General features: G+C 35.4%; 9 protein-coding genes. 4 read left to right on the top strand and 5 right to left on the bottom strand.

The genetic code is table 11. The annotated features are described in order from the left end of the window. Nucleotides 1-198 precede the first annotated feature (198 nt). From B4F31_RS14170 to B4F31_RS14160, 3 genes are all read right to left on the bottom strand, one after another. Entirely contained in the window at nucleotides 199-651 is a 453-nt protein-coding gene (locus tag B4F31_RS14170; RefSeq protein WP_037321592.1) for a cold-shock protein, read from the bottom strand. A gap of 220 nt (nucleotides 652-871) precedes the next feature. Next, nucleotides 872-1,576: a TVP38/TMEM64 family protein gene (locus B4F31_RS14165; protein WP_075326833.1), complete on the bottom strand. Its 705-nt coding sequence runs from the start codon at nucleotides 1,574-1,576 to the stop codon at nucleotides 872-874. Between the two features lie 9 nt (nucleotides 1,577-1,585). Then, a complete protein-coding gene (locus tag B4F31_RS14160; RefSeq protein ID WP_075326832.1) occupies nucleotides 1,586-2,446 on the bottom strand; it encodes an SdiA-regulated domain-containing protein in 861 nt (286 codons plus the stop codon). A gap of 770 nt (nucleotides 2,447-3,216) precedes the next feature. On the opposite strand from B4F31_RS14160, the gene B4F31_RS14155 reads away from it, so the two are divergent. Beyond that, complete coding sequence (locus B4F31_RS14155; protein WP_286761565.1) at nucleotides 3,217-5,520, top strand: transglycosylase domain-containing protein; 2,304 nt, start codon at nucleotides 3,217-3,219, stop codon at nucleotides 5,518-5,520. Nucleotides 5,521-5,679: 159 nt separating this feature from the next. On the opposite strand, the gene katE is transcribed toward B4F31_RS14155, so the two are convergent. Then, nucleotides 5,680-7,830 (bottom strand): catalase HPII, encoded by a 2,151-nt coding sequence (katE, locus tag B4F31_RS14150; protein WP_286761564.1) that lies wholly within the window; start codon nucleotides 7,828-7,830, stop codon nucleotides 5,680-5,682. Between the two features lie 144 nt (nucleotides 7,831-7,974). Between katE and B4F31_RS14145 the strand changes: the two genes are divergently transcribed. Further along, on the top strand, nucleotides 7,975-8,454 hold the full coding sequence (locus B4F31_RS14145; RefSeq protein WP_075326829.1) for a hypothetical protein: 480 nt from the start codon (nucleotides 7,975-7,977) through the stop codon (nucleotides 8,452-8,454). A 165-nt stretch (nucleotides 8,455-8,619) separates the two neighbouring features. Here the strand turns inward: B4F31_RS14145 and B4F31_RS14140 are convergent, their stop codons facing one another. Next, complete coding sequence (locus tag B4F31_RS14140) at nucleotides 8,620-10,134, bottom strand: DEAD/DEAH box helicase (protein WP_075326828.1); 1,515 nt, start codon at nucleotides 10,132-10,134, stop codon at nucleotides 8,620-8,622. A gap of 158 nt (nucleotides 10,135-10,292) precedes the next feature. Between B4F31_RS14140 and B4F31_RS14135 the strand changes: the two genes are divergently transcribed. Together B4F31_RS14135 and B4F31_RS14130 are read left to right on the top strand one after the other, a co-directional pair. Further along, nucleotides 10,293-10,991: a Crp/Fnr family transcriptional regulator gene (locus tag B4F31_RS14135; RefSeq protein ID WP_286761563.1), complete on the top strand. Its 699-nt coding sequence runs from the start codon at nucleotides 10,293-10,295 to the stop codon at nucleotides 10,989-10,991. Between the two features lie 120 nt (nucleotides 10,992-11,111). Then, on the top strand, nucleotides 11,112-11,678 hold the full coding sequence (locus tag B4F31_RS14130) for a hypothetical protein (protein ID WP_143083615.1): 567 nt from the start codon (nucleotides 11,112-11,114) through the stop codon (nucleotides 11,676-11,678). The last annotated feature ends 8 nt before the right edge of the window (nucleotides 11,679-11,686 follow it).

Raw genomic sequence — 11,686 nt, 5'->3', positions numbered from 1 at the left:
AACCAGACTTTAAGGGGAAACACCCCCGTTAGGAAAGATAAAAAAGATAAAAAAGAAAGGTTCAGCAATAATTAAAGATTACCGAACCTTTTATGGGTGTTGAGAATTACTCGATAATTGAGGTTTTATACTTAAATGGCTAGCGTATAAAAATTAAATAATTTATACTCTAAATACCTCGAAAGTTTGTTCGAAAGTTTACTGTTGCTTAACGCGAACAGCGTTCATACCTTTCATTCCTCGTTCCAGTTCAAAAGTTACCTTGTCGTTTTCGTCAATCTCATCGATTAATCCGGTAACGTGAACAAAATATTTTTCGTTGTTTTCTGAATCTATAATAAACCCGAAACCTTTAGAATGATCAAAAAATGAGACCTTTCCGTTTCTTTGCGGATCTTCTTCTGGCATATCCTCTTTCTTAGGAACACCAATTTCTATACTTTCGGCTTCAACTTCAACTTTTTGAGAAGGATCTGGTGGAGTGTCGGTAAGATTTCCATCAGCATCTACATAAGCGATCATATCTTCAAAATTACCGCCTTTGTTAGAGTTCTCTTTGCGCTCCTGCTTCTTAGCCTCTTTTTCTTTACGCTTTTTTATTTTCTTTTTTTCTTTTTCAGTTTTACTGAATGTCTGCTGCGATTTGCCCATTAATTAATTTTAATTAGTAATTGAGTGAGTAAGCTTGAATTTTTTTCCTGAAGATTTTTGTGGTAGTAACCCGGCTTGTAATGCCATTAATCTTCAATAAATGTAAAGAATCCTGGTTAGGACACTGCTTAAACTTCTACAAAGATAAGTGATAGAAATTAAATTACTTAATTTGAAGCGAATAAATAATTTACGATTTCTTAAAACCACTGCTTCCCTCCTATTTTTTGCGCTTTTTCTTATCCCACCACACGTATAAAATAAAAATAACCAAACTTACAATAGATCCCCAGAGAAGTCCGGTTTTTAGGCCATCGGTGCTTTTACCTATAATTGCAATAAAAATAGTGAGCGGGGCAATACCTACAAGGGTTGCACCAATAAAACGCCAGTAACCCATTTTAAGAATTCCTCCCACAAAGCTAATGGCATCGTTAGAAAGAAAAGGATTTATTCTGGTAACGATTACCGCCCAAAAGCCATAATCATCAATAAAATCCTCAATTTTATTTTCGTTTTTTGGGCCTATTAACTTTTGAACAATTACCGGCCCAAAATAACGACCTATAAAATATCCTACGCTTGAAGCCGAAAAAATAGCTGCGAAAATAATTAGACTTCCAAAAAAAGGCCCATAAGCCAGTATTGAAACTACCATTAAAGCCACTGATGGAATCACGATTAAAAACATTTGCGCCACCATAGCCAGGATAAGTATTGTTGGGCCCAACCACCCAAATTGGGAAACCCACTGGGTGATACGCTCTTCATCGTTACTGGTTAACACCTCCCAGGCGTTGGAGAAAAATTCCCTTACCCCGGGAATAAAGAAATAAGCCGCTATCAAAGCAGCTATTATAATTCCAGAAACAATTAGTGGGGCTTTACTTTTTTTTACGGAGGTAGTTTCAATAGATTCGGGCATAGAATTTATTTAATCGTTTAGTTTAACTCTCAAAATATTTGCGGGTTGTCTCCTACTTTCATTAGAAATATATAGCCTATTTTCCTCATCAAAAGCAAGACCTTCAGGCTGGGGAAAAGTTTCAGGATCAAGAAGATGAATTTTCGCCTCGTTTCCATCCTGGTCCAGAATGATTAATTTTGGCTGATTTCCTTCTAAAATATATAATTCACCGGTAGTTGGATGAAACCTTATAGAAGAGGGTCTAATAATTTGGGAAGACTTCCCCCCTCTTAGATTTTGGTAAATTTCATCGCGCCCGTCTAAAGTGAAGAGTCGTTCCTTATTTACTTTTTGGATAGTAAGATTAAAGGTATAAATTCCTTTGGTTTCTTTTCTATTGTTGTATTCTTTAACCGCAAATAATAAGCGCTTATTTTTAGCATCAAATTCCAGGCTTTCAATGCCATTACTATCTAATCCAGATATTTGATAAGTATTTATTTCGGGATTATTTTCCCTAAAACCGGCTACTTTAAAAATTTTACCATCACTTCTTACAACATAAGCCGTGTCTTCTATTACTGTTATATCTTCATAATCACCGCTTTCCCCAAAAGAAATCCTGGATGTGATTTTTGAGGTTTCTATATTGAAAATAAAAATCATCCCATCTTCATCCTGAATGCAGGCAACCTCGTTATTCCCAAGGTAGCTTATGCCTGATATTTCCTGCAGGATTGGGGGTAAATTCCATTTCTCCTCAATAGTATAGGTCTTATTATCGTCGTCAAAAGATAAGTAACTGTTATTTTTAAAAGCCCAGAAAATGCACCCGGCGAGAATGAACACCCCTACCACAATACCAATTACTATTTTATTCAATTTCATATAACTCGCTCCAAGTTGATTTCTAAAATAGGTTTAATATTAAAGTCTGCCACCATAATTAAATATTATTAACACCCAGATTTTAAAATTACCAAAAAATACCGGCCGAAACTTCCCCTAAAAACCCCCTATTTGTTAAAAGTAAGTTAATTTAGTACTATTTATAGCATAGTACTGTAACAAACCAAATTCAATGGAGTCTATTAGATATAAACCTTTAAATTTTAGAAATTATGAAAACTTTTGAAACAATTAGCCGACCATTTTTTAACCAGGAAAAGAAGAACTCTAAAAGTACCTGGACCAGTAAAAGACGTTATTTAAAATAATCACTAAAAATTAGAAATCATGAAAAATTCAGTAAACCTTCGTTCATTTTTAAATCAAAGTAAGTCCAATAATCGTAGTAACTGGGAAATTAAACGCCGTTACCTTTAAACTTAACACAATGAAAATTCAGGAGTATATTAATTTAAACTGTGGAAGTACGCGAGAGCCCCAGGTTTTTGGGAAAAAACCCCGTAACAAGTTCCGTGAAAATTTTACCAGGAACACCTGGTGTTTAAACCTTAGACCTATGAGTTAACCTTAAAAACATTCGCCTTATGGAACTCAGTAAACCTTAGCCGGCACCTTAAAAAGTAGCCGGCTTTTTATTTTCAAAGATTTGGATATTGCTGAATGTCTGAATTTTAAAAAAACTTAAAATATCTTTAAAATTTAATTTTGGTTTGTATGGTATTTGTTTATTTGTATCAATTAAACCTCCTATGCTAAACAAGATTAAAAAATTTCCCAAAATAAAATGGGCTCTAATAATACTTCTAAGCCTTTTTGCTCTATTTTTTCTGTTTTTTGCAAGTATTTATTTTGGAGCCTGGGGCCAACTCCCTTCCTCTACCGAATTAAAAGAGCTTAAACAAAACAGGGCAACCGAAGTTCTGGCCAAAAACGGAGATCTTATTGGCAAATTTTATGTGTTTGATAGGCAACCTATCACCTATAAAGAACTCCCAACCCATTTAATAAATGCCCTTGTGGCTACCGAAGATGCACGGTTTTTTGAACATGATGGAATCGATAATCGAAGTTTATTACGTGTTGTTTTTAAATCAATTCTGCTTCAGGATGATTCGGCCGGCGGCGGGAGTACCATTAGTCTTCAATTAGCCAAAAATATCTACGGAAGAAAAGATTACGGTGCTTTAGGGATTGTGGTAAATAAATTCCAGGAGGCCATTATTGCCAAAAGACTGGAAGATATTTATTCAAAAGAAGAAATTATCAGGCTCTATTTTAATACCGTTCCTTTTAGTGACAACACTTTCGGAATTGAGAGTGCTTCTATGAAATTTTTTGGAAAGCATACTTCAGAAATAAATCTTGAAGAAGCTGCGGTTTTGGTAGGAACTTTAAAAGCTTCCCATTCGTATAATCCAAGGATTTTTCCTGAAAGAAGTCGGTTACGCCGGGACGTGGTTCTCGAACAAATGGGAAAATATGGATATTTAACTGAAGAAGAAGTACAGGAAGCCAAGCAACTCGAATTGGTATTAAATTATAAAAATTACAGTCACGATAAAGGGCTTGCGCCATATTTTAGGGAACAGGTTAGAAAAGATGTAAGTAAAATTCTGGATACGCTTAAAAATAAAGACGGAAAGAAATTCAATATTTACCGGGACGGTTTGAGTGTGCACACTACCCTGGATGTAAAAATGCAAACTTTAGCTGAAGAAGCCTTAAAAGGACATTTACAAAATTTACAAAAACAACACGAGGATGCCTGGGGAAGCGCAGCGCCATGGTTAACCAACCGTGAAATTGTAAACGATGCTTTAAAAAGAACTTCAGCCTGGAAAAATCTTGAGAAAGAAGGTCGTAGTGAGACTGAAATTATGGATGTTTTAACCCAGGAACATCCAACTGAATTATTCAGTTATGAAGGTACAGAAACCAAAAATATAAGTACACGAGATAGTGTTGCCCATTATCTCAAGTTCCTTAATGCGGGAATGTTGGTGGTAACCCCACAAACCGGGGCTGTACAGGCCTGGGTTGGCGGGGTAAATTTTGAACATTTTCAGTATGACCATGTTTCCCAAAGTAAGCGCCAGGTAGGCTCTACGTTTAAGCCTTTTGTGTACACCGCGGCTTTAGAAAACGGTATAGAACCCTGTGAATATTTTTCGGCCCGGGAGGTCACTTATGCAAAGGGATGGACCCCTTCAAACTCCGGTAGCGAAGAAGAAGATCCGCATATGAATTACAATTTAAAAGAAGCATTAAGTAAGTCTATGAATACCATTGCGGTTAAAGTGCTTATGGAAACTGGTATTGAAAATGTTGTGAACCAGGCTAAAGCAATGGGAATTAAATCAGATTTACCCCGAGTGCCCTCTATTGCACTGGGAACTGCCTCTTTAAATTTAACCGAATTAACCGAAGCTTACACTCCTTTTGCAAATAACGGAAAAACCAGCAAAGCTTTTTATATCACTAAAATAGAAGATGGCGAGGGCAATATTTTAGCCGAATTTAAACCTGAAATTTCTGATAACAGAAGTCTTTCTGAAACCAACAGGAAGATCATGATAGAAATGATGAAAGCCACGGTAAATGAAGGTACAGCAACCAGGTTAAGAACAACTTACGGATTAAGAAACGATATTGCTGGAAAAACGGGAACTACCCAAAATAACAAAGATGGTTGGTTTGTGGGAATAACCCCAAATCTTCTAGCCGTAACCTGGGTAGGAGCTGACGATCACAGAATTGGGTTTAGAAACACTTATATTGGGCAGGGTGCTAATTCGGCTTTACCGGTTTTTGCAAAATTAATGCAGAAAATGAATAACGACCCCGACTTTAATGATATTACACAGGCAAGATTTGCACCTCTTTCTGTTGAAATTAAAGAAATGATGGATTGCGATCCTGAAAAACGCGATGGTTTCTTTAAGCGACTTTTTGGAGGTGGTGATAAAGATGAAACCAAAAAACCAGAAAAAGAAGAAAAAAAGAAAAAGAAAGGCTTTTTTAAACGACTTTTTGGTGGAAAGGATAAGGATTAAAAAAGAGACTGTTTGAAAAGTCTAATTCCGTCAAGCTGAACTTGTTTCAGCTTATAATTTGTTTAAATTATAAAATCTTAGATTCTGAAATAAATTCAGAATGACGACTTATAAAACTTTTCAAACAGTCTCAATATTTATAACATATTTCAGAAAAAATTATGCAGGAATACTATCTTTTTCCTCTCTTTTCCAGAAACGGTGTTGTCCTATAGCTTTAATAAATTCTGATGATTTATCTTTTCCTACAATCACCCCATCTTCAGCAAGGTTTTTCTTATCCAGTTTATTCCAGAAATAAGTTTCTTCAATTAAACCGTTTTCCTGAGCTGTAGCAATTGGTTTACAATGCTTGTAACCTTCGTTTAAAAAATGAATTGCTTTCGGAATTTTTTTCAGTGCCATATGGGCTTTTTCACCAGCCGGAACATAAAAAGCGTCAAATACTACAGAAGCACTGGTTCTAAAAGCTTCATCTACTTTTAGTGATTTACCATCGGCGGTTTTAACTTCAGTAGAATTTGGCCCAAGAATTTTTACCATCGCCCCTTCTTTATCCAGGGCTCTCTTCATATCGTTAACCGATTTATCATCTACACCATCTGCGCATAAAAACGCTACTTTTCTGGTTGCAATATTTCCAAATCCATTGCGCATCATACTTAATGCAGGGTCTTTATCTAAAGACGGATTGCTCTTAGTAGGTTCATAACGTTCTGGATCAAAATCTGCAGGAACTCCATGATTTAATTGTGTTTTTTTCTTTGGTACAGGCATTCCCAAATTAGATGCAACTTCTTTTGCCAGTTCTTTACTTACCTCGTTTAATAAACCAAGTACTCTTTCCCTTACTTCTGCCACATCTACTTTTCCCAGTTCAAAACTGAAAGCATTAATAATGTGTTGCTGCTCAACTTCACTCTGGCTGTTAAAGAACAAAGTAGCCTGGCTAAAATGATCTTTAAAACTTTCGCTGCGTTCACGTACTTTTTTAGCATCAACTTTTTCAGGATAACTATCAAATCCGCCTTCTGCAATCTTGGCCTGGAATGGGCAGCCATTTCCTAAAGAATTTGGCTGATAACTGGTTTGTCCTTTATTTATTTGCTGACGCATATGCCCATCACGCTGGTTGTTGTGCATTGGTGCAATTGGCCGGTTAATTGGGATTTCGTGAAAGTTTGGTCCTCCCAGTCGCTTCAGTTGGGTATCGGTATAAGAGAATAACCTACCCTGGAGTAGCGGATCATTAGTAAAGTCTATTCCGGGTACAATATGGCCGGGGTGGAAGGCTACCTGTTCGGTTTCTGCAAAGAAATTATCGGGATTCCTGTCTAGCACCATTTTACCAATTTTCTTTACCGGCACCATCTCTTCCGGAACTAGTTTTGTAGCATCTAGAAGATCAAAATCAAATTTATGCTCATCTTCTTCAGGAATTAATTGAACTCCTAACTCCCACTCTGGGAACTGGCCGTTTTCTATTGCTTCCCAAAGATCTCTTCTATGGAAATCGGGATCGTTTCCTGAAATTTTTTGTGCTTCGTCCCAGGCAACTCCGTGAGTTCCTAACAATGGTTTCCAGTGGAATTTTACAAAAGTTCCTTTTCCCTCTTTATTTACAAATCTAAAGGTATGAACGCCAAAACCTTCCATCATTCTTAAACTTCTTGGAATTGCCCTATCACTCATAGCCCACATAATCATATGCATAGACTCTGGCATTAGGGAAACAAAATCCCAAAACGTATCGTGTGCTGAAGCTGCCTGCGGAATTTCATTATGTGGTTCTGGCTTTACAGCGTGAATTAGATCTGGGAATTTTATAGCATCCTGGATAAAAAACACCGGGATATTATTTCCTACCAGGTCATAATTTCCTTCTTCGGTATAAAATTTAACTGAAAAACCGCGTACATCCCGGGCTAAATCGGTTGAACCTTTAAATCCAGCCACAGTAGAAAATCTTGTAAATACCGGGGTTTTCTTAGATGGATCCTGTAAAAAACCGGCTTTGGTATATTTCTCCATAGATTCGTATACCTGGAAATATCCATGGGCTCCAGAACCGCGAGCGTGTACTATTCTTTCTGGAATTCTCTCGTGGTCAAAATGGGTGATTTTTTCTCTTAAAATAAAATCTTCCAGCAAAGAAGCGCCCCGGTCTCCAGCTTTAAGAGAGTTTTGATTATCATTAATTCTAACGCCCTGGTTGGTGGTTAAAAACTGTTCCTGGCCGTCTTCCCGATTTTTTTCCAGGTCTTCATGCTTCTTATTTTTGGAAGCTTTTTTCTTTCCGTCATCTTTCATAATTATAATTTTTTATTGGTTCCCTTAAAATTCATAAATAAATGGCTGTAATAAAATTTAGCGCTGTTAAATAAATCCTATAATTACTGATGTGCTTTTGAAGCAGGTAAATATTCCGCAATTTTGAAATTCAAGAAGGAAAAAATGAAAGAAAATACTGCCAAATTCAGCAAACTGGATTACCAAATTAGCCATTGGATGTATAAATATGGGAAACCCATTTTACGATTTTCACTGGCCATAAATTTTATTTGGTTTGGAGCTTTAAAAGTGGTTTGGGATAGCCCGGCGCAGGAACTTATTGCAGCTACTGTTTTTTGGTTTGATCCTGAATTTTTTATTCCTTTTTTAGGGGTTTGGGAGGTTTTAATAGGCGTATTTTTACTCTCTAAACGCACGCTAAGGCTGGCAATTGTTTTACTGGTATTACAAATGCCCGGAACATTTTTACCTTTTATTATTTTACCTGAAGTTTGCTTTGAAAATTTTCCATTTGTGCTAACTACCGAAGGCCAGTATATTATTAAAAACCTGGTGTTAATTAGCGCAGCTATAGTAGTTGGTGGCTCGGTTAGGGAAAGGGAATTTATTGAGCGGGATGTAAAATCTGCAGATACCGATTAATTCTATTTCTTCTTCTTAAAGATTCTGAACCCGCCAGACGCCTAAGGCAGGTTCAGAAAAAAATCCCGCTTCGAAAATCTTCGCAACGAGATCTATTAGTTTGTATTTTGACTTCAACTAATATGGAGTATAATCAAGAAAAAACTTACTTGACGTAAAAACCACTTAAAATTCTTTATTAATGGCCATTCGCAATTTTCGGGAGTAATCTTCTTCCAACCAATCGCGGTAATTTTTAGTGCTCTTGCTTATACAATAAGAATATTGCTTAATGCGAGAACTAATATCATCTTTAAGCTCTTTTGCAAGGATTCTTGCATCAAAAACATCTTCAGAATTTTCTACGCACATTTTTACGTGCTGCTCCATAGACCATTCTAAGACTGCTTTAGATTTTAATCCTTTTTTAATCACTTTATCGTAAGCTTCTTCAACGTCAAAATCTACATCTTCGGTATTAGAAAATTGCTCCCTTATTTCGGGAGGCATTACGTATTTAAACTCACGCTCAATTTCTTCATCACTTAATAGATTTTCAAAATAGAAATCTGGAGCCCTAAAGATTTGTTTCCAGTCTACTGGAGAACTCCACTCTCCAAAACGAGCCAGGTTATTACCTAAATCTATCACATTGAATTCAGATTTTCCCGGTAAAACCCTGGAGCCACGACCAATCATTTGAAAATAAAGCGTTAGGGATTTTGTAGCCCGGTTCAATACAATGGTTTCTACCGTAGGTTCATCAAAACCGGTGGTAAGAATACTTACCGAAGTTACAATGGCATCAGGCGTGTGCTTAAACCATTTTAAAATATCTCTTCTATCCTGTTTACTGGTGGTATTATCTAAATGCCGAATAGGTAAACCTGCATTTCTAAAAGTCTCATAAACTTCAATAGAAGTATTAATACCATTATTAAAAATAAGGGTTTTCTTTCCCTTAGAGCGTTCGTAATAAGCTGTAAGCAGTTTTTCCTGCATGGAAATATTAGAATATAACTCTTCTGAAGATTTTACGGTATAATCTCCATTCATTCCCACTTTTAAACTGGTAAGTCCTACGTTATAGCTATAGGTATTTGCACGGGCCAAAAAGCCTTTTTCAATAAGTGAACCTATAGAATCTCCTACAATGAGTTCGCGGTAGTTATCCTTCATAGGTAATTTTATGTTAGAGCTTAGCGGCGTGGCCGTTACTCCAAGAATAAAACACTTCTCAAAAAATTTAAATAATTTCCGGAAAGAATTATAATGAGCCTCATCTATAATTACAAGCCCAATATCTTTAATTTCCAGCTTTTCATCGTGCAAGCGGTTATTTAAGGTTTCTACCATAGCCACAAAACACATATAGTCTTCCTGATCTGGTAATTCTTTAACCTTGGAATTTATAATTTTATTACGCACGCCAAACCCATCTAACATATTGGAGGTTTGCTTACACAATTCTATTCTATGAGTTAGAATAAGTACTTTCTTTTCGGTACGTTGTATATATTCACGCACCATTTGTGAAAAAATAACCGTTTTACCACCACCTGTAGGTAATTGGTAAAGCAGGTTATAATGTTCAGGATGCTTATCTATCACATTAAAGATCTTGTCTATATCTTTTTGTTGATAGTCATAAAGTTCCTTGTCAACTTTTTTGTCTTCTATTCCAAAGGTTTCCACCGCCATAATTTTTTTTCAGATCTGCAAGTTTGCAAAAATAGCTGATTTCTTAGGTTTAAAGAAATATTTACGACAGAAATACAATTTAATAATTAGGAAATGAGTAATTTTAGAATTCATTTTTTGTTCCCTCCCGAAGGTTTTATAAATCAAAACAATTGATTATGAATCAAAAAGGAAAGGGAAATGCGTTGGGATTAAAAACCATTGAAAACAGTATTCTTTTCAAAGATTTTGATAAAGAATCTTTACTATTGATTGCTTCCCAGTTTATTATAGAAAAATGGCCAGCTCATACCTGCAGTAGCTGTTATCAATTAAGACATCAATTTCATATTATAATTTCGGGCCGTTTAAAAGTTTTTAAAACAGACAAAAGGACTGGACGGGAATTTACTTTGTTTTTACTTAGAAAAAATGACTTCTTTGATGTTATAACTTTAATTGAAGATTGCTCTCACAAATTATATTATGAGTCTTTAGAAGATGTAAAAATGTTATCTACACCTATATTAATTGTACGACGGTGGTTAATTAAATATCCTATATTAAACCAAAGATTGCTCCCTTATTTAGGAAAACAACTTTTAAATATAGAAGAGTATGCCGTTAATCACACTCTTCTAGAAATTCCCGCTCGACTAGCCAGTCTAATTTTAAAGAATATAAATCAGGAATCAAAAAAGCTGGAATTTATTAATGACCTGTCTAATGAAGAAATTGCCAATTTAATAGGATCTACCCGCGCTGTAGTAAACAGGCACTTCCAGGAATTTAAGCATGAAGGAATATTGAAATTAGGGAGAAAAAAGATAGAAGTTATAAATTTAACCCTACTTATAAAGAAAGCGACCAACCAGTAAAAATTTATTCAATTAAATTTTGTTAAATATTATATTAGTGATACTTAAGTATTTTTACTTCAAGTAATACTCGATTAATTTTAGAGAACAATTATTTATTAATCTCTAAATTAAATTATTATGAGAAAGTTAATCTTAAGCTTACTTTGTATTGCCTTTTTAGGGATGGCATATTCACAGAATGTAATTAAGCTAGACGAATTGAAAATGGACTTAAATCCAAAATCCCTTGAAATTGAAGAATCTTCCAATTCATTAACCTATAATGTGAGTGAAGATTATGTAGGCCAATTTCATTCCAACCCAATGAAATATGCCAGGCAAAATTTTAGCATTATGGACTTTATTACTGCCAACCGCGATAAAGAATACGATACATATCAGGTTACTTTTATCACCAATAAAGGGAATTTAAAAGTTATTTATAATAACCTGGGAGAAATTATTTCCAGTAGCCAAAAATTTATCGATATAAATTTACCTTATAATTCTTTGATAAGTGTTCTAAAAGCTAACAAGGGTTATAGCATTGTTGGCACAAAACATTTAGCATTTTCCAGGGCTGGAGGAGAAATTAATAAGGAGTTTTACAAGGTGAAGCTTGAAAATGGTAAGAAAAGTAAAACTGTAAAAATGAATATTAACAGAGACGCATCAGGCGTTGCAGTGGCAACAATTGTTGAATAACCCAATTT

Origin of the sequence: Salegentibacter sp. UBA1130 (assembly GCF_002311535.1) — a bacterium.
Taxonomy (GTDB): domain Bacteria; phylum Bacteroidota; class Bacteroidia; order Flavobacteriales; family Flavobacteriaceae; genus Salegentibacter; species Salegentibacter agarivorans.
This window is presented reverse-complemented; position numbering and strand designations above follow the sequence as displayed.